The organism is Agathobacter sp., assembly GCF_977054825.1.
Genome location: NZ_CDRTEH010000003.1, coordinates 1 through 26,946 on the forward strand (window position 1 = coordinate 1; position 26,946 = coordinate 26,946).

At 40.0% G+C, this 26,946-nt stretch carries 25 protein-coding genes; 3 read left to right on the plus strand and 22 right to left on the minus strand.

Annotation, left to right across the window (positions count from 1 at the left end; genetic code table 11):
• Positions 1 to 800 precede the first annotated feature (800 nt).
• From ACW6PM_RS04205 to ACW6PM_RS04255, 11 genes are all read right to left on the minus strand, one after another.
• Entirely contained in the window at positions 801 to 1,406 is a 606-nt protein-coding gene (locus ACW6PM_RS04205; RefSeq protein ID WP_456056306.1) for a hypothetical protein, read from the minus strand.
• An 11-nt stretch (positions 1,407 to 1,417) separates the two neighbouring features.
• On the minus strand, positions 1,418 to 3,175 hold the full coding sequence (locus ACW6PM_RS04210; RefSeq protein WP_456056307.1) for a DUF262 domain-containing protein: 1,758 nt from the start codon (positions 3,173 to 3,175) through the stop codon (positions 1,418 to 1,420).
• A 19-nt stretch (positions 3,176 to 3,194) separates the two neighbouring features.
• Positions 3,195 to 3,407: a hypothetical protein gene (locus tag ACW6PM_RS04215; protein WP_456056308.1), complete on the minus strand. Its 213-nt coding sequence runs from the start codon at positions 3,405 to 3,407 to the stop codon at positions 3,195 to 3,197.
• A 280-nt stretch (positions 3,408 to 3,687) separates the two neighbouring features.
• On the minus strand, positions 3,688 to 4,578 hold the full coding sequence (locus tag ACW6PM_RS04220) for a hypothetical protein (protein ID WP_456056309.1): 891 nt from the start codon (positions 4,576 to 4,578) through the stop codon (positions 3,688 to 3,690).
• Positions 4,579 to 4,605: 27 nt separating this feature from the next.
• Complete coding sequence (locus ACW6PM_RS04225) at positions 4,606 to 5,373, minus strand: hypothetical protein (RefSeq protein ID WP_456056310.1); 768 nt, start codon at positions 5,371 to 5,373, stop codon at positions 4,606 to 4,608.
• Positions 5,366 to 5,689 (minus strand): hypothetical protein, encoded by a 324-nt coding sequence (locus ACW6PM_RS04230; protein WP_456056311.1) that lies wholly within the window; start codon positions 5,687 to 5,689, stop codon positions 5,366 to 5,368. The genes ACW6PM_RS04225 and ACW6PM_RS04230 overlap by 8 nt, the downstream gene beginning before the upstream one ends.
• A gap of 37 nt (positions 5,690 to 5,726) precedes the next feature.
• Complete coding sequence (locus ACW6PM_RS04235) at positions 5,727 to 5,978, minus strand: hypothetical protein (RefSeq protein ID WP_456056312.1); 252 nt, start codon at positions 5,976 to 5,978, stop codon at positions 5,727 to 5,729.
• Between the two features lie 198 nt (positions 5,979 to 6,176).
• Positions 6,177 to 7,337, minus strand: a complete 1,161-nt coding sequence (locus tag ACW6PM_RS04240; RefSeq protein ID WP_456056313.1) for a spermine/spermidine synthase domain-containing protein — start codon at positions 7,335 to 7,337, stop codon at positions 6,177 to 6,179.
• A 615-nt stretch (positions 7,338 to 7,952) separates the two neighbouring features.
• Complete coding sequence (locus tag ACW6PM_RS04245) at positions 7,953 to 8,210, minus strand: hypothetical protein (protein WP_117997632.1); 258 nt, start codon at positions 8,208 to 8,210, stop codon at positions 7,953 to 7,955.
• Entirely contained in the window at positions 8,207 to 8,740 is a 534-nt protein-coding gene (locus ACW6PM_RS04250) for a hypothetical protein (protein ID WP_456056314.1), read from the minus strand. Before ACW6PM_RS04250 ends, ACW6PM_RS04245 begins: the two co-directional genes overlap by 4 nt.
• Before the next feature lie 191 nt (positions 8,741 to 8,931).
• Positions 8,932 to 9,624 carry a Crp/Fnr family transcriptional regulator gene (locus ACW6PM_RS04255; RefSeq protein WP_456056315.1) on the minus strand — a complete coding sequence of 231 codons (693 nt, stop codon included), beginning with the start codon at positions 9,622 to 9,624 and terminating at the stop codon, positions 8,932 to 8,934.
• A gap of 99 nt (positions 9,625 to 9,723) precedes the next feature.
• On the opposite strand from ACW6PM_RS04255, the gene ACW6PM_RS04260 reads away from it, so the two are divergent.
• Together ACW6PM_RS04260 and ACW6PM_RS04265 are read left to right on the plus strand one after the other, a co-directional pair.
• On the plus strand, positions 9,724 to 10,440 hold the full coding sequence (locus ACW6PM_RS04260) for a 4Fe-4S binding protein (RefSeq protein WP_456056316.1): 717 nt from the start codon (positions 9,724 to 9,726) through the stop codon (positions 10,438 to 10,440).
• Positions 10,441 to 10,507: 67 nt separating this feature from the next.
• Positions 10,508 to 11,086, plus strand: a complete 579-nt coding sequence (locus tag ACW6PM_RS04265) for an HD domain-containing protein (protein WP_456056317.1) — start codon at positions 10,508 to 10,510, stop codon at positions 11,084 to 11,086.
• A gap of 142 nt (positions 11,087 to 11,228) precedes the next feature.
• Here ACW6PM_RS04265 and cobI read toward each other — a convergent pair whose 3' ends face one another.
• From cobI to purM, 9 genes are all read right to left on the minus strand, one after another.
• Positions 11,229 to 12,032: a precorrin-2 C(20)-methyltransferase gene (gene cobI / locus ACW6PM_RS04270; protein WP_456056318.1), complete on the minus strand. Its 804-nt coding sequence runs from the start codon at positions 12,030 to 12,032 to the stop codon at positions 11,229 to 11,231.
• Between the two features lie 19 nt (positions 12,033 to 12,051).
• The gene (locus ACW6PM_RS04275) at positions 12,052 to 12,513 is read right to left on the minus strand and encodes a hypothetical protein (protein ID WP_456056319.1); all 462 of its coding nucleotides are present in this window, start codon (positions 12,511 to 12,513) and stop codon (positions 12,052 to 12,054) included.
• 78 nt (positions 12,514 to 12,591) lie between these two features.
• Positions 12,592 to 14,292 carry a Y-family DNA polymerase gene (locus ACW6PM_RS04280; protein WP_456056320.1) on the minus strand — a complete coding sequence of 567 codons (1,701 nt, stop codon included), beginning with the start codon at positions 14,290 to 14,292 and terminating at the stop codon, positions 12,592 to 12,594.
• 372 nt (positions 14,293 to 14,664) lie between these two features.
• A complete protein-coding gene (locus ACW6PM_RS04285) occupies positions 14,665 to 16,095 on the minus strand; it encodes an NCS2 family permease (RefSeq protein ID WP_308669302.1) in 1,431 nt (476 codons plus the stop codon).
• A 94-nt stretch (positions 16,096 to 16,189) separates the two neighbouring features.
• Complete coding sequence (locus ACW6PM_RS04290) at positions 16,190 to 19,255, minus strand: bifunctional diguanylate cyclase/phosphodiesterase (protein ID WP_456056321.1); 3,066 nt, start codon at positions 19,253 to 19,255, stop codon at positions 16,190 to 16,192.
• Between the two features lie 45 nt (positions 19,256 to 19,300).
• Positions 19,301 to 19,957, minus strand: coding sequence for an HAD family hydrolase (locus tag ACW6PM_RS04295; protein WP_308669300.1), 657 nt, complete (start codon positions 19,955 to 19,957; stop codon positions 19,301 to 19,303).
• The gene (gene purD, locus ACW6PM_RS04300; protein WP_456056322.1) at positions 19,947 to 21,221 is read right to left on the minus strand and encodes a phosphoribosylamine--glycine ligase; all 1,275 of its coding nucleotides are present in this window, start codon (positions 21,219 to 21,221) and stop codon (positions 19,947 to 19,949) included. Before purD ends, ACW6PM_RS04295 begins: the two co-directional genes overlap by 11 nt.
• A gap of 42 nt (positions 21,222 to 21,263) precedes the next feature.
• On the minus strand, positions 21,264 to 21,890 hold the full coding sequence (gene purN / locus ACW6PM_RS04305) for a phosphoribosylglycinamide formyltransferase (RefSeq protein WP_308669298.1): 627 nt from the start codon (positions 21,888 to 21,890) through the stop codon (positions 21,264 to 21,266).
• Between the two features lie 35 nt (positions 21,891 to 21,925).
• The gene (purM, locus tag ACW6PM_RS04310) at positions 21,926 to 22,951 is read right to left on the minus strand and encodes a phosphoribosylformylglycinamidine cyclo-ligase (RefSeq protein ID WP_456056323.1); all 1,026 of its coding nucleotides are present in this window, start codon (positions 22,949 to 22,951) and stop codon (positions 21,926 to 21,928) included.
• A 300-nt stretch (positions 22,952 to 23,251) separates the two neighbouring features.
• On the opposite strand from purM, the gene ACW6PM_RS04315 reads away from it, so the two are divergent.
• Complete coding sequence (locus tag ACW6PM_RS04315; protein WP_456056324.1) at positions 23,252 to 24,097, plus strand: YitT family protein; 846 nt, start codon at positions 23,252 to 23,254, stop codon at positions 24,095 to 24,097.
• A 125-nt stretch (positions 24,098 to 24,222) separates the two neighbouring features.
• Here ACW6PM_RS04315 and serS read toward each other — a convergent pair whose 3' ends face one another.
• Positions 24,223 to 25,512, minus strand: a complete 1,290-nt coding sequence (gene serS, locus ACW6PM_RS04320; protein WP_456056325.1) for a serine--tRNA ligase — start codon at positions 25,510 to 25,512, stop codon at positions 24,223 to 24,225.
• Between the two features lie 55 nt (positions 25,513 to 25,567).
• Positions 25,568 to 26,809, minus strand: coding sequence for a serine hydroxymethyltransferase (gene glyA, locus ACW6PM_RS04325; protein ID WP_015516939.1), 1,242 nt, complete (start codon positions 26,807 to 26,809; stop codon positions 25,568 to 25,570).
• Between the last annotated feature and the right edge of the window lie 137 nt (positions 26,810 to 26,946).

Here is a 26,946-nt window from a genome sequence, read left to right on the forward strand (position 1 = left end):
CAGTCACCGCCCTGGGAACCACCTGCGCGTACACCGGTTGGATTCTCTGCGGAAAATGCAAACGTTTTGGAGTTCTGGATCATACAATAGTTGTTCATATTCTTCTCCTCTCTGATCAAACCTGGATTATCTGAAATTATTGCTTACTACGCTATCGCGTTTCTCTATTCACTATAAATTCACTATAACATTTATCTCCCATGAAGTGACGGAATTACAGAATCATTTCGTCTGCGCCTTCTCATTTTCTTCCCGGATAATCTCCTTTATTCAAGCGCTTAAACTGATTATACCATAAATCTATGAACAAAGTTTATCTGTAAAGAAAATTGATACAGAGTTTTTCAAAATCGGTCCATCTGCTCCCCGCAGGAACTTCTTTCACCACAAATCATATTCATTTTTATCGAGGACAGTCCGGTTAACAAATTCCAACCCGAAAGCTTTGATTTTAGGTTGTCGCGGTACACTCGCGCAAAATAGGGGGACAATGGGGGGGGTACAAATACCATTCTCATTCCCCAAAAGCCTTGATTTTAAGCCATTTCAGACAAAAGTACGGATTCTGCCGTGGCAGATGAAAAGTACGCGTATCATAAAAATCTCCTATCCTAAAATGCCGAGTTTTGCAAGGTTTTATCGGTTTTTCCAGGCATTCATTATTTTTAAGTGTAAACTACACAATCGGCATATCTTTGCAAGGATTAGCATTTCACAGCCGTGTGTAGTAGTAAAATCGTAGTAGAAATCACGGTGTTTTACTAACACAATTTTAGGGGTTCATTTGAACACCCTTTTCCTCAAGATTTCTTTGGTAATTTAACATTAAAATTGCCACCAAGAGCAGCCGCTCCAATTCCAACTACGGTAACAGCAAACATACTTGCTATACCGATTGTTTTCCAATTAAATGCTCTTTTTTCAGAATCCTTCTTATCCGCAGTATTAACAATTTCCTTTTCCTGCTCTCTAATCTCTGTGTCCTTCTCACCAACCATCTTTAACACTTCAATTTCCTGCGTTCTTATTTTACTCTTTTCTTCTTCTGAAAGATTGGGGTTAGATAACCCTTTACTTAAGTCATCCAAAACTTGACTTGCTAATTGCGAATATTCTTTTCTACTTTCAGCTGCCGAATCTAATTCCTTATCCAGAATTCCATATACTTGCTTAATGCTTTCATCATCACTTGCAATGATTGTTTCTAGCATACCTTTGTATTCGATAGCTGTCGATTGAATTAATTTTGCAAGTTCTGGGAACTGAGCAATTACTTCTTTTGCAACTTCTGGTCTTAATTCATTTAATTTTGATGCATATCCAATCAATTCATTTTTGGAAATATTCTTAAAATCTGTTCTATCAAATAAGGATAGAACAGATTTTTCCATCGGTGTATATTCCATTTCTATTCCCCCTACATCAATTCCTTCTTTAATGCTTCAACAATCAATTCTTCTCTCGCACCCAAAAACTCCTCGAAATTACCAAATGATAAATCAACATCTGGAATAAAATGTTTCTCTTTATATACCTTAAGCTGATCTGGATTTGGGAATGCCTCTTTCAACCACTCGTCAAAGTCTTTGTTATTCTTCTCCTCATTAGGAGTGGCCTCCAACAACTGAAGATTTCCAAGATAATTAACATTCTCAATGTAATATGAAATCTTATCTTCTGGAATACCTTTCTTGGCAAGTTTCTTCGTTGTAAACTTGCTCTTTGGATAGATATGGTCGATATGGAAGTTGTTCTTTAAATCTGCCCAAGGATATAAAACAGATAACACAATCAGTAAATCGCCTGTACCATACTTTGTCCATAACAAGTTATCAATACTATCATCAGTAAACAAAATATCTCTGTTAGTTCCACGGAAGTAATCGGCAATTTTCTCATATGGAAACTTACCAGGATTATTATCAATAATGGTTCTCACAGGTTTTAATAATCCGTCAGGCATAAAACTAAAGACTCTATTAAGTAATGAAGCAATAAACCATTTCTTGACAAGTCTTCTATCCTCCGCATAGACACTTGATGTCACAAAGTTTGCCGGACTATCAATTGATTTAATGTAGTAGGCAATCGGAATAATCAAGTTATTTGATGTAATATTCTCTCTACTATATCCAAATGAAGATATCAGTTCTACCGCCATTCTGAATGCATTTGTAAGTTCATCCCAATTCTGCTCAATGACCAGCATATTAGAACGATTGAAATTATCGACCTTGAATGAAATATCTGAAAATCCGCTTAAAACAAGACAAGCTTTCAGAATGATATCCTTTCCTACATTAAATCCACGTCCAATCATATTAACTTCATCCATGAATTTATTTAGTTCTTCACGTGCGTCCCTCTGCTGCCATTGTGCAGTTGCAAATGAAAGTAACAAATCAGAATAACTTAATGTAGTACCACCACTATTTACTCGAATAAAAATATTCAAAACCTTATCGAGTTCTGTGCTTTCTTCCAAATAATAACTGATTGTTTGATTCTTCTTGATTACTCCATAGAGTTTAAATAAGGCTTTATTTGCAAAAATGAAATTAGGATGGGCATTCAGTCCATTTTTTATCAGAATCTCATTTACTTCATATTCTTCTTGAACATCAAGAATTTCCCCTACTTTATACCAAAAATATTTAGCATTTCCATTTGAATCCTTTTCTTTATTCATATTTTTAACTTCAGTATCAGTTAAAAAACTGAAATCATATGTCAAGTCGTTATCTTCCGATTCTGCTAAAACATTTAAGTATAGTTTTCTTGGTGGATATGCCTGTGGGTTATCCCACCTCTTATATGAAAGTTTATATGCATATGATCCCTTCAATCCAATATAAAGAGAAGTCATTCTTTGCTGTCCATCCAGAATTGCAATAATATCATCTGAACCGCTTATATTTGCCTTTGGATTGTGTCTACCTGTTCTCTGATGATAATCTCTCAGAAATTCATAAAAACTAAATTCCTTTGCTTTCTCCTTTGGTACTTTCCAAAAAAGAAATGCATTGATGGGATAGTCCATCATAAGGCTGTCAAAAAGTTTCTCTATCTGCTTTGTACTCCATACAAATTCTCTCTGAATCGATGGTAACAAATATTTCTTTGCATCAATATCTTTTATAACACTCTCTATAGTTAGAGCTGTCTGATATGCCATAACTGTACCTCCTAAACTTTTAATTCGAATTTATCATAATCTGTCTAACCTGGGCATTCGAAACACTCATTCGAATCTCGTCAGAAAGATTAATCTTCTTTACTTCTATTCCAAACTGCCGAACGCTTTCTGCAATAAATGATTTTCCATGTAAGTACTTTTCTACTTTATCATCTGCAACAACAATAATTTTTCTATATTGAAAACCTTTAGTTTTCTCCAATAATAGCATTTTCAAAATATCCTACGTTATCTTATGCTGGTGACCAACCTTCAAAACACCTATATGTGCAAAAATCTCACATATAATTCTTTCATCTTCTGAATATAAATCCGGCTCAATATGTATTCCAGAATAAAGTACCACTTTTGCATTTCACTCCATTTGACAGCCTAACCATCCTTCAACAATTGCTGCAACATAAGTTTCTGCATTCTGTTGTTCAAAAGAACTTGATTTGCAAGTATCTACCATTTTATTAACTCCAACTTTTTAGCGGTTTTCTGCGTAATTAATCTCTCCTGTTTCTATTATAACAGTTCCATATTCCATCAGAAATAACATTATCATTATAATCACTCAACGCAAAAGCTTCTTCGAACCATTGGTTTTGTATATCATGGAATTGTGTTATAGGATCATAATATCCAGATATATCACCGTTATTAAAACTATCCATAATCACTGCAACTCTCCTTTTCCGTTCCAACTTTTGGTTTTTATATAAGTAATCGATTATATGTATCATTGCTGCACGTTCATCTGATTCACAAAATTCAAATCTAAAATCTTCCAACTTGGAAACATAATCAATTAAAACATCATGTATATAATCATTCATTCCATATTTTATCACCAATGCATATAGCAAATAAACCGAATCACTATATTGTTTAATAACTAAATCTTGTGGAGACTGAAACAAAAGTACTTCCTTATCTTTCTCAGGAGATGCTAACCTCTTTCTACCGACTCCTGTAAATTTTAATAAATAAGAATCTAACAACTTGTTGTCTGATACATCAATCACAAAATTTGTTAATATTACTTCTTTGTTTTTATTTTCAATTTCCAAATCCATAAGTGCATAATCAAGACTATATACTTCAAACTCTGCTTTTTGCAATTTGCATTCATAGTATGTTATATAATCAAAAACGGATTCACCATTTAAATGTATTTCATTATCAGCATATTTATTATACTTCAGAAGGCAAATTCCCAATGATTTGGAATAACTTAGTAAGCGCCTATTATTTGCTCCATTTACTTCTTTTCTTATCTCATCTGCTATATATACTTCAATTTCAGACATAGGCATTGTAGGTAAATCCTGTGGTAATATGCTATACTCTCTGTGTACTCCATCTTCATTTTCACTATCTTCTATGCGAAATAACATTTTATATTCTCCCTGCTAACATCAGTATTATTCCTGTTCGTCCATATATTCCTTACGAATTTGAGACAAACTCTTACCAGATTCCTTATGAATCGCAAACTTATATGTTTCTACAGACTTCCAACCTGTAATTCTTTTAAGCCAATCCTGCATGGACATCTCTTCATCATTGATGGAAACATGACCATTTTCAAGAAGAGTCGCTTCTTCGTCGGTTCCTTTTGCAATAAGAACATCACCAGCTTTTACAACGCTCCACTCAAGCATATCTTTTATCTTCGGAAGAACAGTTCTCTCAATGGATCTGGAAGGCTTTTTCATTTCCTTAACCCAATTGTTAGGTTGCTCAATAATCTCAAACTTTGGTGCTGGTTCAGAATTTCCAATTCTAAACACCTTAATCTCGCAGAGAATAAATCCAACACCTTCGTCCGTATGATTATTGAGCCACTCAATTGCAGCACGATGTTCTGGTCTTGCTTTTCTTACAAGCCAAATTACCAAATCAGCAGACTTCCCGGATGCATAAGTAATTAACTTACCTAAATGGTCATGGTCAGTTTCTTCAAGCTGATTCTCAATAATAATCTTCTTACCTGTGTCTGCATCTATGGCAAATATATCTACATTAAAATCACCAACTGATGATTCTGTTTCTTCTATAGTAATGTCAATACCTACTTCATCACCTAGAATAGATATATTTTTTGTCAACCAAGGAGTAAAGTCATGCGCCTCGTGTGGCCATACTTCTCTTATATCTATTATTTCCTGTAATGTACCAAGGTTAATCATCGTATTCCCTCTCTAGCTTTATTTTTATTTCTGGGATAGTGTAAAGAAAATCTGTGACTGTTTTATCGACAGTTCCTCCGCCTAAATCTCCATGCATTTTCTTTTTTCTATTATCTTTGTATGTAATTGTCAGTTCATAGCTACAGCCATCACACACCTTGCATTCAATAATCTCCGTCCAAGGGCGATACAGCCATATTACATTCTGATAAAAATCAGCAACCCTATCCTTCTCAATATGTACTATTTCTTTATCAAGAACTCGTCTACTTGCTCTTGGATAAGCAAAATACTTAATCGTGCCGTTGGGGAACACTTCAAATGCCCATTGGTCTTCCTCTATTGATTCTGGATCATAGCATCCCCCAGTTTGACCAATAACGAAATCGTATCTTTACTATATCTTCAACAAGAAAATTCTCTATGCACCATTCATGCTCACAGTCTTTACGGAAACGATCTGGCTGTACACCACCAATAAATACTTCACAACCACCAAGTTTGAGATTACCTTTTTCCGCCTCTTCCATAGCTTCTGGAGCAGGATATCCATACATGATGGGAATAACATTATTCGATTTACACTTTGGACATATACATCCCATTGCGTCTCCTCCAATCAAAAAACATCCAGAACTCGCCCGAATGCCTATAAAACTTCGGTATGAATACGGGATGAATTCTTTATTTTACAATACTTTACCTCTTAAAAATGGTTACAAAATCACTGAATTATATTATATCATCCAAGCCTTATTTTTACCAGTAAAAAAGCACCCAAGCCTATGATTTATGCTTATTAGTTAAAATATAATATCTGTTCTGTCTATAAGTGAAATAATATTTTGCGGTTTCATGTAATAATCTATGTGTTCCGGCTTGGATATTTCTACATCACTTAATAGTCTGTGAATATAATTTTCTTTCCTTTTATCTGATGAAGTAAGTTTACTCTCATCTAACGGAGGAATTTCCATTTTGTTAGCTTCGGAAAATGCTTTCATTATCTCAATCCAAACACTACTTGATAACAATATTGCAAATGAATCTTCTATCCAATACTCGATTTTTGTTTTTCGAAGATTTCGTCCTATCTCTTTTACAGCAAAATATGGTGCAATGTCTTCTATGCCAATCCATATATCTACGAAACAATAATCATAAACTCCATCTTCAATATTGCGAAGATACTCAACTGCATCAGCTTTTACAATCGTAATCTTATCTTTGTTTTCGAACTGAGGCAAAATACATTTTTCAAATAAATCAATTACACTCTGTTCCAATTCAATTATGGTAATTGACTCAACATCTTCTTTTATGGATGCCATATAAGCAAAATATCCCATTCCACATCCAAGAGTAAGTACTTTTCCTTTTGCATTTTTTATTGGTTTCTCCATTGTAAACACTTCATTAGGCGACACCGACATCCAAGTGCTATTGATACTTTTTTGGAAGATAACTGGATATTTAAACTCCTCTGTAAAGCAACTTACTCGCGGTATGTCAACACAAAGTTCATCAATTCGCTTTGGAATATTATAAATATCCAATTCATAAGGACTCAAATCATGATATCTCAATTCATAATCGCCATTTGATTGATTAGCAAAATCAATGTTTTTTATATACGAATTTTTATTAAATTCTGCTACATCAAACACTTTACTCTCTGCTGCAATCCAGTTCATAAAGAATTCCATTACTTCTGGTTGATGCTCTAGGTGTGGTCCAACCATTGCTTCTATCATAAGCAGCATCATCACTCTATCAACAGAATACTCCGGCATTTCCTTTTGTATCACTATAGCTTTTTCCCTTAGTGCATCTGGATCCTCTGGTATAATTGAATTTGCTGCAATGTTATTTGTAATAATCACATTAACCATAGATGATACTTCTTTTATCTGCATTATCTGCATAAGTTTCTCAGCTATTCGTCTTGTATTTGAAACTTTCAAACAATCAACTCCTAACAGTTTTTTTCTATTTTACCACTAGGAGTCTTAGTTTTCCATCAAAATCTATCGAAGTCTTCCTGTGTTGCCAGTTCCTTATATACGCCCAACTATGTAATCCATGAAAAATCGCCCAGCCGACAGACTTCCACGTTGTTTTATTAGAAAAAAGGATATTAAAGAACTTTCTTTTGAAGTAATTCGAAATCGTATCCCATTAAAAAAACTCTAAAGAAAATATTTCAGCAACTTTATTTTTTTTGTCAATCAATTAGTCAATCAAAACTACAAGTTGGATTGTCGTCATATTTTAGAACCTGAAAGTAAACAAAATATTTCTATAATACGTCAATAAGTAATGCTAAATAGCCCACAAGCATAGTATTGTTGTCGCTTAACCATTGCAGGCAATCCACCATTAGCAGAACAGATTCTTCGGTTATTCCTGAGACGAAATGTCAAGGACTTTTTAGTATTCCCCTCATTTTGTTGCATGAAAAAAGCCACTGTAGATTTCAATTTCTACAATGGCTCTTAGGTCATTTGTATTCAATTCATTTTATATAAACTCAGGTACAACCTTGAATCTGTCGAGTTCGTTACATAGATGAAATTTTACTAGCCCTCTCCATATAATTCCGTACGATTCAATCTCGCTGTTTCCATAAACTTTTCTGGATTTATTTCTTCTGCAAAAGCTTTATCCATTGTTTCAGCAATAATTCTTGCAATCTCCTCAACTGTGCAATTCTCTGAGATAACATCTGCAAACTTGTGTGAATAACTATCAAATTCATCATTTGGTGCACAACTAGCAAGTAATCCGTAATAATCAAACTCATCAATATATTTTTTAATTACATCAAATTTATTCATTCTAAGTCCTCTTCTAAAATTGGAAACTGTTCTTTTTCTTCTACTGGCAAGGCTGCAATCTGTTTTTCATAAATTTGAAACGCAATACGTGGTAAAGTTTGGTTTGTATTCCGTTTCTCACCTTTCCCATATTTTCTTTTGATAACAGTTCCATCGGCAGAAACAAATGATGCATCCAAAGGCTTGAACACATCTCCTGCACTAATATTATCCATAGTGAATGAATCATCAGTAGAAGTAACAGACTCTGATGTTATAGTAATCTCATATTTTGTCTGCTTAATCTGAATCTCATATTCTTTTGCAGTAAGATAGTTTTTTGCTTCGACAGCATTATATCCGGATACATCTATCTCTGCACCATTTTGCAAATGATTTGCTACTGCGATGACATACTTTGGTGGATAGGTATTACCGTTTTCCCATACAAGCTCATACTTGGTACTCATATTGTGCCAAGGAACTCCATTCTCATCAATATATTTAATAGCCTCTGCTATAAATTGTCCGTCAACTTTTGGGACTGCCATAATAAGCACCTCCATTTAATGAATATACAGAGTTTATTATATCACTAAACGGGTGTTTTGACATCCACAATCATTAAGTGGCGCTAACACAAAAAATAGTCCTCTTGGTGCTATCCGGTGCGGCTCCATGTCAGTACTTAACACCTGTAGGAATATTGATGCAGTCACCTGGCTTCATTTCTACAGCTTGCCTAAATTGTATAGTTCTTCTTTTTGATTATACTCAATTGCAATTCGAAATGATTTCGATTTGTTTTTATAAAGCCCTCTTTTTGTAACTTTGATATCTCTGTAGACATTGCTGCACGGTCAATACAAAGATAATCTGCCAGCTGCTGCCGGTCAAAAGGAATATCAAAGGATAGCGACGAATGTCTGATAGATTCTGCCGACAGATATGATAATATTTTATCTCTCGTTGTTCGCTTTCCAACATGCGTGATCTTATCGTTCAGAATCAGTATCTTATTTGCCAGGACACTGACCAGATTACGGATAAGCCTCTGATGATGCTCACATGCATTTGGACAAGTAACCATAAGTCTTTTGACATTTAATAGAATAATCTCACAATCCTCATCTGCTACCACACTGATATTTAAAACGGCTCTCCGGCTTGCTGCATACGGCTCACCAAAAAAATCTCCTGCGTGACATTTTGACAAAATATTTCGATGTCCCCAGATGTCTTCTTGAATAATGAGGACGCAGCCTGACACCACAAGCCCCATTACTTCTGTAATATCCCCTGCTCTGAAAATATATGAATCCCGTTCTTTAGAAATTACTGTTGCGTTTACACAATGTAATATGGATAATATCTCGTTATCAGTTAGCCCTTTAAAAAATGGACAGTTTCTTAGAATAGGTAAATATTTTTCCAAAATAGTTCCTCCCTGTTGGAAATCAAACATACTAGTTGTATTTATAATACTATAATTCTAGCATAAACAAACGCTAAATACTATTGACGGAGGTTAAAAATGATAAGAAAGATTATAAAGATTGATAAAGAAAAATGTAACGGCTGTGGTGCCTGTGCATCTGCCTGCCACGAAGGCGCCATTGATATCATTAACGGAAAAGCAGAATTGGTAAGAGAACATTTCTGCGACGGGCTAGGAGATTGTCTCCCTGAATGCCCTACTGGAGCCATCTCATTTGAGGAGAGAGAAGCACCTGAATATGATGAAGAAGCCGTAAAAGAAGCACAAAAGAAAATAGCTGCCAAAAACCGGGCAATGACCTCTCACTCCGGCTGTCCTGGATCTAAAATCATGCAGATCAGACGGACAGAAACCCCTGAGCCTGCAAAAGCTTCTTCAACCGCAGATTCAGGATCAAAGCTTCAAAACTGGCCGGTACAGATCAAACTGGCTCCTGTTAATGCACCATATTTTAACGACTCAAAGCTTTTAATCGCAGCTGATTGTACTGCTTACGCTTATGCCGCCTTTCATCAGGATTTTATTCGAAACAAGGTAACTTTGATTGGTTGTCCTAAATTAGATCAGGTGGATTATAGTGAAAAGCTGACTGCTATTATTCAAAATAACAACATTCAAAGTGTAACTATTGTCCGAATGGAAGTTCCTTGCTGTGGTGGCTTGGAGATTGCGGCCAAAAAAGCTCTTCAAAACAGTGGAAAATTCATACCATGGCAGGTTGTAACAATAAGTATTGATGGAAAAATCATTTGACTTTTTCCCGTTAAAACATTAAAATAGTATAAATCATACAATACAGCTAGGAAAAGAGGAATATACAATGGAACACATCTCAAGAGAACAGGCCTTCGACCTACTTAAAGAATACAATAAAGACCCATTCCATATACAGCATGCTCTCACTGTTGAGGCTGTCATGAAATGGTATGCAACCAAGCTCGGATATGGCGATGATGCTGAATATTGGGGTATTGTAGGATTACTCCATGACATTGATTTCGAGCTTTATCCTGATCAGCACTGCATAAAGGCTCCGGAGCTTTTGCGAAAAGGCGGCGTTAGTGAAGATATAATACACGCCGTTGTATCACACGGCTACGGCATCACAGTAGATGTCGCACCTGAGCACGAAATGGAAAAAGTGCTTTTTGCCGCAGATGAGCTTACCGGTCTTATATGGGCCACAGCCCTTATGCGTCCATCAAAGAGCACAAAGGATATGGAGCTTAAATCCTTAAAGAAAAAATACAAGAGCAAGGGTTTTGCTGCAGGCTGCTCACGTGAGGTAATTGAACGTGGTGCCACACAGCTCGGCTGGGAACTTGAAAAGCTTCTTACAATGACTCTCGATGCTATGAAGGCTACTGAAGACGATATCAAAGCTGAAATGAATGAATAACCTATAAAGCCCGGGCTCTATGCCTCCCTGCCTTGACAGGATTTTTTGCGCTTCCTCGCCTAAATACAATCACATTATTTCAAAATGAATTTGCTTACCATTTCCAATCTTGCAATCGCCATAAATTATTGGTAACTTAATACTACAATTTCACTATAACTATTGTCAGATATCCTTTTGCTTCGCTAAGCTCATCCAGCCCTCTGTATACACGCTCAGACTCCATGCCACAGTTGGTCACACCGTACACTGTCATTTTCTTTTTTCTGATACCGCCTTTAGAATTCACGTCTGATAAGCACATATCAGCTTCTTCATCTGTCTTTGTATCGCTCCCATCAGTTGTACGAAGCACCTCTATCAGCTCTGCAAGCTTCTTTCCCGATTTCATATAGACACAGGTACCACCATATCCCATGGTATCCCTCACATCATACGAAGCCGGTATGATATGTATCTCGTCCCTCATCTCACCGAGCGAAATCCCAAGCCGCGCTGCCGCCGCACAAAAAGACGGCACCCCGCTTATCATCACTGCCGTAAAGCCTGCCTGAATGACACGCTTATGGATATACATATATGTTGAATACACGCTCGGATCGCCGATTGTAAGCATTGCCACATTTTTTCCTGCTAAAAGCTCACAGACTATGTCACTGTATATCTTATTGTGTGATATAGCCAGCTTTTCCTTGTCCTTTATCATGGGAAAAGGAGTGCACATAATCTGTTTTTTCTCTATCTCCGGTAAAACAGCCTGCACTATGCTGTACGCATAGCATTCCTCTTTTGAAACTGCAGGGATTGCAATGATGTCACATGCTTTTATTCTATTAATAGCCTTTAACGTCATAAGCTCGGGATCTCCCGGCCCCACACCGATGCCATATAACACACCAATATTATTTTTATTGTCATCCCCTGTTCTTTCTATCTGCTTGTCCATCTTTAAATTTTCCTGCTTTCTATACAATATCATATATCCATTTGGTATCTATTATCGTCTCTATGCCATTATCATCCACAATAATCATACGCTGTCCTATGCTGTCGAGCTTTTTAAGATACCCTGTCACATGCTCATAGCTGCCCCCCTCCTTGTGCTCATCCGGCACAAAGTATGTCACTTCAAAATAAATTTCAGCTCCGGTATTTATAGCAGTTTCGTCATATAAACTTCCTGAATTAAAATTACGCTTTCTATAAAGCATCATGAGCTCATTCATTTTCTCATCAAGCTCTCTTTTTTTGTCCTCATCCGGCTCATGCCACTCGTTTGTGAGTCTTGCTGTCTCTGCAATGGCCTCCTCATGACCTGTAAGTGCTGCAAAAGGTGCAAACTGTGCCGAGCGGTCCCATACAGACATCTGCGGATGTACCTTTGACACGTGATGCGGCAAATCTATAATATCATCGTATTTTCCCATGCCATGCTCCTTATATACTTTTTCGTAACTATTTTAAACCACTAAGAAAAATCCGATTAAGAACCACAGCAGTTGCTGCTATGCCTTGTGTCCGCCAATCTGGTTGTTTCTCGAAATAGTTGTGGCACCCTCCTCAAGATTCATACCCTTTAGCATGGCATTCTTTCCATATTTCTTCTTGACGGAAATCATAGCCTCCTGAAGCTTTCTCTCCTTGGAAAGCGCCTCATCCTCTTTCTTCTTTTCCTTAGCCTTTGCCTGATAATCCGTAAATAAATCAAGTTGCTCAAACTGTTCACTTTCCTGCACCTTACTCTCATCACAAACCCTGTTTGCTACCACAGTAATCCTGCGTGTCAGAAGAGAAGGATCTATGATACGGTCATAAAGCTCCATAACAGCATCCATGATGATGCGCGTGGATGACGTAAAACGTCCTAAGTTAGCCGTGCCATGAGCATGCTTTGGAACCTTTCTGCCGTAGCGGTCTATGGTAATCTCGCCTGTATAAGCTCTGTGTGTGCTTTTTTTACTGCCATTGCGGTCTTTGTCTTTATTGTTTCCTACGTGGTCATAATTATTGCCGGAACAGCTATCCGCCTTATTAGACAAATTCGCAATATCATATCCGATAGTGAGTACTATCTGGTCTGTAACCAGCCTCTTGTCCACCAGATCAAGCACAAGAAGGTCCGTCATCTCACGCACAATGAGCTTTGTCTTCTCGTAATCATAAGGCTCCTGCAGCACCTGCCCAGAGCTGATGCTGTTAGTCTGCGGTCTGTAGGCCTTGATATCCGCTATCGTGACAGGCTCATACCCCCATGCATGGTCTATGAGAAGCTCCGCATTGATGCCAAACATCTTATACAGCTTTTCCTCATTGTAAAAATCATTCGGTCCTCCGAGCGAGCACCTGGCCACATCGCCCATGGTATACATGCCGGCTGCCTCAAGCTTTTTGGCATATCCTGCTCCCACTCTCCAGAAATCGGTAATCGGCCGGTGATCCCACAGCTTTCGCCTATAGCTGCTCTCGTTGAGCTCTGCTATACGCACTCCACGCTCATCAGGCATAGCATGCTTTGCCATAATATCCATGGCTATCTTGCATAGATACAGATTGGTTCCAATACCACAGGTTGCTGTGATACCTGTCTCCTTAAGGACATCATCTATCATCTTTGACGCAAGCTCCCTTGCCGTCATATGATAAGTGCGAAGATAGTGTGTCACATCCATAAAAACCTCATCTATCGAGTAAACGCTGATATCCTCAGGAGCGATATACTTAAGATAAATATTGTATATACGTGTACTGTAATCCATGTACAAGGCCATACGCGGTGGGGCAACAATGTATGTAAGCTCATACTCCGGATGTGCGTCAAGCAGCTTCGCATTATATGATGCATACTCAAAGCCTGCCATTGTGCTTTCTGTTATATCATTTTCTGTTACATATTTTTTTCTTTCATCCGGATTACCCTCAGCCTGAATTCTATTTTGCTGTTCACCTGCCAGAAGCTTCGACAGACGTAGCTTATTTACCTCCTTCACACGCTGTACCACCTCAAAAAGGCGCGCCCTACCCGGTATGCCATATGCCTTAAGCGCAGGCGATACAGCAAGACAGATGGTCTTCTCCGTGCGGGTTGGATCTGCCACGACCAGATTAGTGGTCAGAGCATCCTTTCCCCTCTCTCTGCACTCTACTGATGCGTAAAATGATTTTAAATCTATTGCCACATAAATGTGCTCTTCATTATGCTTGTCCATACTGCAATTCTACATTGATTACGCTTAATTGTCAAGAACATATGTTTGCATGTGTAAATTATTGTCACTACGTAAGAAAATGCCGCTACAGTACAGTTTAATGCATCAGTAAGCCTTACGCAGTCACTTAGTGGCTGTTAGAATTATTTCCTCACACAACAATGCCCCGCCAAGGATGGCGGGGCAAGGCGTTATATGCCATGGACGGCATGTAAAAGCCGGTTGTGTCATGGTCTATAACAATCTGAATATATAATTCTTACAGCCTCTTAGTGACGCAGTACCGGCTTACGGATGCATTAAACTGTGCTGTAGTGGCATTTTCGTGCTATAACCATTATGAACCACTATGAGTCACTAAGCCTTAAAGCACTACACTACAAGGAAGAACTTCACAAGGAAAAGAAGCGAAATAGCATAAGTGAGGACAGAAACCTCCTTAGCTTTTCCTGTAAATACCTTGAGTACAGTATATGTGATAAGTCCAAGACCTATACCATGTCCGATAGAGCCTGAAATAGGCATTGCAATAAGCATGAGCGCCACAGGAGCAACCTGTGACAGGTCCTCGAAATCCACCTTCTTAAGACCGCCAAGCATCAGAATACCAACATAGATAAGTGCTGATGATGTTGCTGCGGCTGGAATGATTGCTGCAAGCGGTGCGATGAAGATACATGCAAGGAACAGGATACCTGTTGTGAAGGCTGTAAGACCTGTTCGTCCACCTGCCTCTACACCTGATGCAGACTCAACAAATGTTGTTACGGTAGATGTACCTGTTACGGCACCAACCATTGTGGCAACTGAATCGGAAATCAAGGCCTCCTTCATGTTTGGCATATTTCCCTCTTTGTCAACCATTCCTGCTCGTGATGCAGTACCAACGAGTGTTCCGATGGTATCAAACATATCGATGATACAGAAAGTGATGATGAGTGAAACTGCTGTAAACCATCCAATGCTGATAAAATCCTTGAAATCGAACTTGAACAGTGTGGTATCTGCCATATCCTTAAACTGTGGCACAAATGAAGCTGTTGCAAGTGATGCAAATGGGTTTGTTCCGAAGAAGATAGCCTCTCCTGCCCAGTAAACCACGCAGGCTGCAAGCATACCAAAAAGTACTGCTCCGTTGACGCCCTTGTGCGCTAAAATAATGATAACAAAAAGTCCGATGAACATGGTCACAACAGTGAGCACCATTGAAGAATATCCATCTGTCATATTTGTTTTGGCAAGTCCCGGTGTGAGTGCACCGAAGAAATCCTTCATCACATAAAATGGTCCACCGTCCTTTGAGTAAACACCGGCATTTGAGCCAAAGCCGATATTTAAAAGCATAAGACCGATAGCCGGTGAAATACCCATGCGGACACCATAAGGAATGGCATCTACTATCTTGTCACGGATATTGAATATTGAAAGTATGAAGAATAAAATACCCTCAATAAGGATGATACACAGTGCAGCCTGGAATGAATCAACATATGACAGGCCTGTGATACTTACGATATTGGCAACTACTACAGCAAAAAAGCTGTTGAGTCCCATACCCGGAGCCAGTGCGAATGGCTTGTTGGCAAGAAATGCCATGACAAACATACCGACTGCCGAAGCAATACAGGTTGCCAAAAACACTCCGTTCCATAATGCTTTTGTTCCCTCAGCACCGAATCCGGTGAGGAGGTTTGGGTTAAGAGCAATGATGTATGCCATGGTCATGAATGTTGTCAGACCGGCAAGAATCTCTGTCTTGACCGTTGTGTTGTTTTGTTTGAGTTTGAAGATTTTCTCTAACATTTTTCTTCCTTTCCTTTTATCTTTTTTTGCAGCTGTTATCCGCTTTCCTGCTATAGGTGCCTGTTAATAGCTGCACTATATATAAAATTGTGAATCACAACTGATTCCTTGTTTTTTCCACGAACTCATTCGTGAAAACATCAAGTGTAACCGGCTTTGAATAGAAATAGCCCTGAATAATATTACAGCCAAACTGCTGTAATAGACTTACCTGCTCCTCATTCTCTGCACCCTCGGCAACACACTCTATGCCAAGCTCCTTAATCATGGATATGAGGTGCTTTAACATAATCCTGCTCTTTTCATTGCTCTCCAGGTTCTTGACCAGGGAACGATCAATTTTTGCAATACTGAACGGAAACTTAAAGAGCATCTCAAGATTAGAGTACTTCGTACCAAAGTCATCCATCGAAAGGCGAAAGCCCATCGAAATAAGAGACTGGGCGATATTATTTATCAATGCAACGTCCATATCACCTACAGACTCTGTTATCTCTATCTGAACAAGCCCCTCCGGAAGATCATACCTGTTCATTATCTCCTTCACCTGCTCCAAAAGACCTGCATATTCCAGCGTATTCTTTGAAAAATTCACTGAAACAGGAACCACTCTCTTTTCATTTATACAGCGATGCTTCTGCGCTTTACAAACCTCATCGAGCACAAATAAATCAATAAGATGCGAGCATCTGTTTTCTTCTAAAATCTCAATAAAATGAATTGGTCCTACAATGCCATGAGCCCCATCAAAAAATCTGATAAGGGCTTCTGCCCCGACGGTGATACCTGTTCTGGAATCAACCTTCGGCTGATAATATACCATAAAGCTTCCCTTATCAATCTCAGAAACCACGTCCTTAAATACCTTATTTCTCATTGTACTGTCAAGACTCTTAAGCTTTGTATCCTTTTCAATATCGTACATTAAGCGAACCTCTGAGAGCTGCCTTGCGATATCAGGCTTATCCGTCCAGCTAAAGCCTGTCGATACTGAGACATCCAGATCATCAAGGCTTTCCCTTACTATCCTGACAAGCCCCATAAATGATTTTTTATCAATATCCTTGCAAAAAACAACTATCTCATCCTGCTCGTACCTGTATATATCATAGCCTGTAAAAACGCCGCTGATCACATTTGCAACCATCCTAAGACGCGCATTTCCTGCCATATACCCAAATTTATCATTTATATCCGAAAGCCTTATGATATCTGATGCAAATACTCCCATTGAGCTACAGTCATACTCTACATAGCTCTCCCCGAGATTATTAAAGGTCTCCCTCTTTCTTAAGCCCGTGACCTGGTCAAAATTGAGTCTGTACTCATACTCTGCCCTTGCCTTCTCATAAAACAGACTATTCGATATTGAAATACCAACCATATCAATCAAATCCAGACTTCCTGAATTGGCTCTTGGATTCATAACTACGATAGCACCAAAGCATTGTTCCCTCTTGTTTAGCAAAACAGCAGATGCAGACCATATTCTGACATCAGCCATACGCTTGAATAAATTCCCGTATTCACTCTCAATTGACTTAATATCACCTATGAACACACGGCCGGCGTCATTGAACAGAGCGAGAAAATCTGCAATTGCACCACTTGAAACAGATTCATTAACAACCTTTGCCATAATCTGGGCACTTGGTATATGTATCTCTTCAATTGTATCCCACTCACTCTCTCCATTATAAATAACAGCCACACAATCTGCATTGTAAAACTCTCTAAGCAGCCGTAAATAGTTCTTATACCCCAAGCCTTCAGTGGTATCATTAATAGCATCAATGAAATTCTGCATAAAAGACCTGTAGCTGCTTATCTGTCTCATAACAGCATTCAGCTTTGACTCATTACTCAAATCTATCATCTTGAGCAGTCTATAGCCATTATAATCCTTATGAGTCAGCTTGACTATGAGCTTCTTTTCGCCTAAGAGCTTTGCAACTATATTGTCGGGATGATCCTTTCCTGAAAAAACCGATACTCTGTTTCCCTGCTCTTTTTTCCGTAAAAACAAATCAATGAATCCATCATCAAACGGCTTTGAAATAAATTCATCAATCTGAGTTGCTGTCATAATGCTTGAATTTCTGATAGCCTTATTTACAAATACTATTCTACGGCTCTCCTCATCTACTGCAAGTATATAGTCCGGCACTTCATCATACGAGAATATCTCCATATCTGACAGCTTGCAGGATACACCTGTATGGGAAAGAGCGCCTGAATTATGCGGAATGCTTACATCATTTTTCCTGATGGAATCGAAAAATGATATGCGATTCTTTCCCTGCCTCTTTGAGTAATACATGGCCTGATCCGCCTCATAGTACAGATCCTTAAAGGTCAGCTCTCTGTCATCGCCTGTAGTCATGCCGATTGATGCAGAATACTCCATATCAAAAATAATATTCTTCAGCTTGCCTGACAGCTTTACGCAGAACTCGTCCACAGCATCACTGTCCTCTAATCCAAATACAATCGCAGCAAACTCATCACCGCCAAGCCTGCCAACTATACCATTGGCTCCAACTGCTTCCTTAAGCACCTGTCCTGTCTGGCTTAATACCCTATCCCCCACATTGTGTCCCAAGGTATCATTTACTATCTTGAAATCATCCACATCAAGCATCACAAACAAAAGCTTTGTTCCCTTTTGCCTGATAAGCGATGTGCATTTATTCTCAAATGCGAGGTGATTGTATGTGCCTGTCAGGGAGTCCAAAAGACCTTTTTCATCCCTGATATCAAACATCACTCCGGCTACCATACATACCTTTTTATCCAGATCAGGTATGCTGACCATGTACATCTCGACAGGCTTACTCTTGCCATCCTCTGATATAAAGTTAAGCTGAAATGCAGTACGCATAGGCCGAAGCAGACATTTATCAAGCTGCTTTTTGAAGCTTTCGATACTGTCTGCCGGACACTCTGACATGTATGTGTCGATATTTTGTTTAAAACATGGATATACTGTCTCCTGAGCCGGAGAAGAGTTTGCTATTTTGAAAATATATGCCTCGTCAGCTTCCACATAGTACTCAAACATGCGCTCATGGTTGTTTTCTGCAACAATCTTCATCAGCTCATAGTAAGCCTCCATTGTTCTATCTGTAATTCTTCTCCCTCTGTTACGCTTATCTGCCATGTGGAAACCCCGTTATCTACATATTCATAAACTTAAAAATAAAAATCAATTCTCATCAGAGCTGTTTAATTCATTAAACACTCCTGAAGCCACCTGTGGCAGCTCAGAGAATCTGTGAATTGCCGGCACATCGTCATCTATTGTGCCAAAACCATATGCTGCATGGATGAACTTTACTCCTGCCTTTTTGCTGGAATCGTAATCCCCCTGAATGTCACCGACATACACTGCCTCATCTATATTATTGCGCTCTACAATAAGCTTTATGTTTTCTGACTTCTCAAGCTCATTGTTGCCGTAGCACTCAGTATCCTTAAAATACCTGCCAAGTCCGTGGTACGCAAAAAAAGACTCGATATAGCCACACTGGCAATTGCTGACTATATACAGGTCATAGCTTTTTGACAGCTCATCAAGTGTCTTTTCAACATCCGGATAAACCTCTCCTCCGTGAGCTGTCAGGTAATCGTTTTCTTCCTTATAGCATACATTAATTAACTCGTCTCTGCAAGCACAATTAGGAAAGATAATGGATGCCAATACATCCATTGTCTTTCCCATTACTGAATACATGTCCTCTTTTGTGATAGGTGCCCTCTCATATCCATAATCAGCTATGGCCTTATTCCATGATTTTGCCACGTTCTCTGCTGAATCCCAGAGAGTTCCATCCATATCAAAAATAATACCCTTATGCTTCATCTATTGCCTTTCCGATATCATGTCTCATGTATTTATTATCAAACTGTACCCACTCTGTTGCCTCGTAAGCCTTGGCTCTGGCCTCCTTGAGTGTAGCTCCTGTTGCTGTGATACCGAGCACTCGTCCACCGTTTGTGACGATATTGCCGTCAGCATCAAATTTGGTACCGGCATGATAGCAGTAATAATCCTCTTTGCCGTCAAACTTCTCAAAACCTGTCATCTTAAAGCCCTTCTCATACTTGACAGGATATCCGTCTGATGCCAAAACTACACATACGCATGCATTGTCCTCAAACTGCAAATCTATTGTGTCAAGAGTTCCGTCTACACAGGCCTCCATCACATCGATGATATCATTCTTCATACGAGGGAGCACCACCTGAGCCTCAGGATCTCCGAATCTTGCATTGTACTCAAGCACCTTTGGTCCATCCTCAGTGAGCATGAGTCCGAAGAAGATAACTCCTGTAAAAGGTCTGCCCTCTTTAGCCATAGCATCTACAGTTGCCTGATAAATATACTTCTTACAGAAATCATCGACCTCTTTTGTATAGAACGGACTAGGTGAGAAATTGCCCATGCCGCCTGTATTAAGACCAGTATCTCCATCGCCTGCACGCTTATGATCCTGCGCAGATGACATAATCTTGATAGTCTTTCCGTCTACAAATGAAAGCACAGAAACCTCACGGCCTGTCATGAACTCCTCAACTACCATAGTGTTTCCGGCTGTTCCGAATTTCTTATCCTCCATGATGGTTCTGACACCCTCTTTTGCCTCCTCAAGAGTATTGCAGATAAGCACACCCTTTCCGAGAGCAAGTCCGTCTGCCTTTAACACGATAGGGAACTTTGCCGTCTCTAAATATTTAAGAGCCTCTTTGGCATCAGTAAAATTCTCATATGCCGCAGTTGGGATATTATACTTTTTCATGAGGTCCTTTGAAAATGCCTTTGAGCCCTCAAGAATAGCTGCATTCTTCTTTGGTCCGAAGCACTTGAGACCTGCCTTTTCGAACTCATCAACGATACCACCTACAAGCGGATCATCCATGCCGATGATTGTGAAATCAATGGCATTATCCTTTGCAAATGATACAAGCTTATCAAACTCCATCGCACCGATTGGCACACACTCTGCAAGTGCAGCTATACCTGCATTGCCCGGTGCACAGTATATCTTGTCAACGCGCGGGCTCTTTGCAACAGCCCTGCATATTGCATGCTCTCTTCCGCCGCTTCCTACTACTAATACCTTCATTTTTGCCTCCTATAACTAAGCTATATAAGCTTTTCATTGTCATTACTTCTCATCTATAATAACATGTCCGTCTTCTACTGACACCCTTCCATTCGCTATCAAATCGATAGCGCGTGGCATGATTTTCCACTCAGCCTGCTCCATCACCCTGCGCTGAAGCACCTCAGGTGTGTCTCCCTGCTTTACCTCGACTGCCTTCTGTAAAATAATAGGGCCTGTGTCTGTGCCTTCATCAACAAAGTGGCAGGTGGCACCTGTCACCCTCACACCGCGTGCAAGCACTCCCTCATGCACCTTAAGTCCATAGTAGCCTGTGCCGCAGAAGGATGGGATAAGCGATGGATGGATATTTATGATTCTGTTTCTGTACTGCTTTATCATCTCCGGTGGAATCACCACCAGAAATCCAGCCAGTACGACTAAATCCACATGATATGAGTTAAGCTGCTTTAGGAAATCCTCATTGAAGGCAGCTCTGTTTTCATAGCTCTTTGGCGAGATGCATACTGCCTTTATTCCTGCTTTTTTTGCTCTCTCAAGTGCATATGCATCTGCGTTGTTGCTGATAACAACCTCTATCTGTGTGTTTGTAATTGTTCCGTTATCTATTGCATCTATGATGGCCTGAAGATTGGTGCCGCCACCCGATACACATACTGCAATTTTCATTCTTTTTCCTCGCAACGATGTCAATTGTCTGTAATTTATACGAGATCTACACCCTTCTCGCCATCAATAATCTTTCCGACTACGTATGGTGTATCTCCGGCAGACTTCATAGCCTCCATAGTCTTGTGCACGTCTGCAGGGTCAACTGCAACAATCATTCCAAGTCCCATATTGTAGGTATTGTACATCATCTGCTCCTCGACATTTCCCTCTCTTGCCATCATTTTAAAGATTGGTGGAACAGGGTAGCTGTTTTTCTCGACTACGGCACGCTTGCCATCGATGAGCATACGTGGGATATTCTCATAGAAGCCTCCACCTGTGATATGGCTGCAGGCCTTTACTGTAACTCCTGCGTCCTTTACAGCCTTAAGAGCCTTTACATAGATTCTTGTAGGGGCAAGAAGTGCCTCTCCAAGTGTTGTGCCAAGCTCCTCATGGTATGTATTTAATGTCTCCTTGTCCATCTTGAAAATCTTTCTGACAAGTGAAAATCCATTTGAATGTACGCCTGTTGATGCCATTCCGATAAGTACATCGCCATCCTTTAAGCCCTCGCCTGTGATGATGTCCTTTTTGTCAACCACACCAACTGCAAAGCCTGCAAGGTCGTACTCGTCCTCAGGCATAAGACCCGGATGCTCTGCTGTCTCGCCACCAACAAGTGCACAGCCTGACTGCTTACAGCCCTCTGCCACACCGCTTACGATTGTAGCAATCTTCTCCGGATAGTTCTTGCCACATGCTATATAATCAAGGAAAAATAATGGCTCACCGCCTGCACATGCCACATCATTTACGCACATGGCAACTGCATCGATTCCGATTGTATCATGCTTGTCCATGATGAAAGCAAGCTTCACCTTGGTTCCGCAGCCATCTGTTCCCGATAAAAGCACCGGATCCTCCATATCCTTGATGGAAGCAAGTGAGAACGCTCCTGAGAAGCCTCCGAGACCACCTAACACCTCCGGTCTCATAGTCTCCTTTACATGCTTTTTCATAAGCTCTACTGACTTGTAACCTGCCTCGATATCAACACCTGAATTCTTGTAATCCATTATTGTTCCTCCTAATAATCTGCAATTCGTTCAATACCTATAGTATACCTTCATAGTGCTAAATTTTCCAATTATATATTGTAATTATTCTTATTAGTTTTACTAATATAATATATCTTTTATAGAAATAATACTTATAATTTATTTCACGTATTATATTGACATCAGACATTCATCGTCCTACACTATCCATACAATTAATATTAAGATTTGAACGATTAATAATACAAAAGAAAGCTATGATACACAGCACTGAAATAAATACCTTATAAGCTGTCAGATCATAAAGGAGAACAACAAATGCTTAAACAGATAAAAAATTTTCTGATAATGACACTCAGTATCACCATCATGGCAATCGGTGTATACTATTTCAAGTTCCCAAACAACTTTACCTTCGGTGGCGTAACCGGTGCTGCAGTTGTGTTTGCAAAGATAACGCCGCTCTCAGCAAGTATGTTTTCTACTATTGTGAATATGCTTCTGCTTGTAGTGGGCTTTTTCTTCCTCGGCAAAGGCTTTGCTATTAAGACCACCTATGCCACAGTACTTTTGTCTGTTGAGCTTCTGGTGCTTGAAAAGCTTGACCCACTCACTCATCCGCTCTCAAACGAGCCAATGCTTGAGCTGATTTTTGCCATCGCGCTTCCTGCAATCGCATCTGCACTGCTTTTCTATGTGGGGGCTTCAAGCGGCGGAACCGATGTCATCGCCATGATTGTAAAAAAATATACACAGGTTGAAAATATCGGCATGGCTTTATTTCTCACTGACCTCGTCATGATTATCATTGCCTGCTTTGTATTTGATATAAAGACTGCTCTGTATTCATTTGTCGGACTTGTTGTGAAATCATTTATGATTGATGCAATCATCGAAAACATTATGCTCAGAAAATCCATAATGCTTATCTGCGATGACAAGGATGTGATATGCGATTACATCACCAACACTCTTGAGAAGAGCGCCACATATGTGGAGGCCAGAGGTGCCTACACCGGAGAACCAAACTATATCGTTTTCAGCACTCTTACAAAGAAGCAGGCCATAGAGCTTAGAAGCTTCATACATCAGAATAAGCTGCATGCTTTTATGTCTGTGATGAGCACCAGTGAGGTGTTTGGTAAGGGATTTTCTTCTCTGTAAATATCATTAAAAAGCTTATCTTTTATCACAAAACAGCCGTAACCGCGATTTCTTTTTCAATCGCAGCTACGGCTGTTATATTTACATGTATTAAATTATCTGCATGAACTAATTTATTTCAAAAACTAGTGCTTCGGAATAAGCTTCTCTGTACCACCCATATATGGCTGAAGTGCCTTAGGGATATTTACAGAGCCATCTGCATTCAGGTTGTTCTCAAGGAATGCGATGAGCATACGTGGTGGAGCAACAACTGTGTTGTTAAGAGTATGTGCAAAGTATTTCTTGCCATCCTCGCCCTTCACACGAATCTTGAGACGTCTTGCCTGTGCATCGCCTAAGTTAGAGCAGCTTCCAACCTCGAAGTACTTCTTCTGTCTTGGTGACCATGCCTCTACGTCGCATGACTTAACCTTGAGATCTGCGAGGTCTCCTGAACAGCACTCGAGAGTACGGACAGGCACATCGAGACTTCTGAAAAGCTCTACTGTGTACTTCCACATCTTCTCATACCATTCCTTTGACTCCTCTGGCTTGCAGACAACAATCATCTCCTGCTTCTCAAACTGGTGGATACGGTAAACACCTCTCTCCTCGATGCCGTGTGCACCCTTTTCCTTACGGAAGCAAGGTGAGTAGCTTGTGAGTGTGTATGGAAGCTTTGACTCATCGTTTATTGTATCGATGAACTTACCGATCATAGAGTGCTCAGATGTGCCGATGAGGTAGAGATCCTCTCCCTCAATCTTGTACATCATGGCATCCATCTCCTCAAAGCTCATAACGCCTGTTACAACGTTTGAACGGATCATGAATGGCGGGATACAGTATGTAAAGCCCTTTCCAATCATAAAGTCACGCGCATATGCTGTCATGGCTGAGTGAAGACGTGCGATATCTCCCATCAGATAATAGAAACCGTTTCCTGCAACCTTTCCTGCTGCATCGAGGTCTATTCCGTCAAATCTCTCCATGATATCTGTATGATAAGGAATCTCGAAATCAGGAACAACAGGCTCGCCAAACTTCTCGTTCTCCACGTTGAAGGTATCATCCTTTCCGATTGGAACTGATGGATCGATGATGTTTGGAATCTTCATCATATCCTCAAGCACCTTGTCCTGATACTCCTTCTCGAGCGGCTCAAGCTCTGTGAGGCGCTTTGAAATCTGTGCTACCTCAGCCTTTACAGCCTCAGCCTCTTCCTTCTTGCCCTGTGCCATAAGAGCACCGATCTGCTTAGAAACCTGATTCTTCTTTGCACGAAGATCATCAGCCTCCTGCTGTGCCTCTCTGGCCTTCTTGTCATACTCGATTACTTCATCAACGAGTGGAAGCTTGTGGTCCTGAAATTTCTTTTTAATATTTTCTTTTACGAGATTCGGATTCTCTCTTAAAAACTTTAAGTCTATCATAATTCCTCCAAAGTATTATGTTTTTATAACTTATAACATTTTACTCTGAAAACCCTTAAAATGCAAGAGGATACTTGTCAGTAAGTGTCTTGATGATAGCCTTTGCAGGCTCAACTGCGCTCTCACCCTCTTTGATGATCATGGCAATTGCCTCTGCAACCTTGTCGAAATCATCCTCCTTTAAGCCTCTTGATGTGGCAGCAGGTGTTCCGAGACGGATACCGCTTGTGACAAATGGCTTCTGTGGGTCGTTAGGAATAGTATTCTTGTTGGCTGTGATATGAGCCGCATCGAGAAGCTTCTCGATAGACTTTCCTGTGAGACCAAACGGAGTTAGGTCTACGAGCATGAGGTGATTGTCTGTGCCGTCTGATACAATCTTGATGCCACGACTCTGAAGACCCTTGCAAAGTGCCTGTGCATTCTTTACAATCTGCTTCTGATACTCCTTGAACTCAGGCTGTAATGCCTCCTTGAAGCAGACTGCCTTTGCAGCGATAACGTGCATGAGAGGTCCACCCTGGATTCCAGGGAAAATAGCCTTGTTGAAATTGTACTTATCCTGCATCTCCTGACTGCAGAGGATCATTCCTCCACGAGGTCCACGGAGAGTCTTGTGTGTAGTGGTTGTGGTAACATGTGCATATGGGATTGGGCTTGGATGAAGTCCTGCTGCTACAAGACCTGCGATATGAGCCATATCAACCATGAGCACTGCGTCTACCTTGTCTGCAATCTCCCTGAAACGCTTGAAATCTATAGTTCTCGCATATGCAGATGCACCTGCGATGATCATCTTTGGCTTGCACTCAAGGGCAATCTCCTCTACCTTATCATAGTCGATGAAGCCCTCGTCATTTACTCCGTAAGGCACTACATGGAAATATGAGCCTGAGAAGTTGACCGGTGAACCATGTGTGAGGTGTCCGCCGTGGTCAAGGTTCATTCCCATGATTGTATCGCCCGGCTTTAAGATGGCGAACTGAACTGCCATGTTGGCCTGTGCACCTGAGTGTGGCTGTACATTTACATACTCTGCGCCGAAAAGCTCCTTGGCTCTTTCTCTGGCAAGCTCCTCTACCTCGTCCACGCACTCGCAGCCGCCGTAGTATCTTCTTCCCGGATATCCCTCAGCGTATTTATTAGTGAGGATGCTTCCCATGGCTGACATAACAGCAGGGCTTACCCAGTTCTCAGAAGCAATAAGCTCGATATGGCTGTTCTGGCGCTCAAACTCGTCTGTGATTGCGCTTGCAATCTCCTGATCTTCTTTCTTGATGTCGTCAAGTGTATACATATATGTGTCTCCTTTTCTTTATTGCAAAATGCTTGCATTATTTGTCGCAATTATATGCTTTGCTGTGATTTATTACTTTGATGCGCTACCGCACAAAAATAATCCTTGCTACAATTCTACTATTTAAAGCAGAAAGT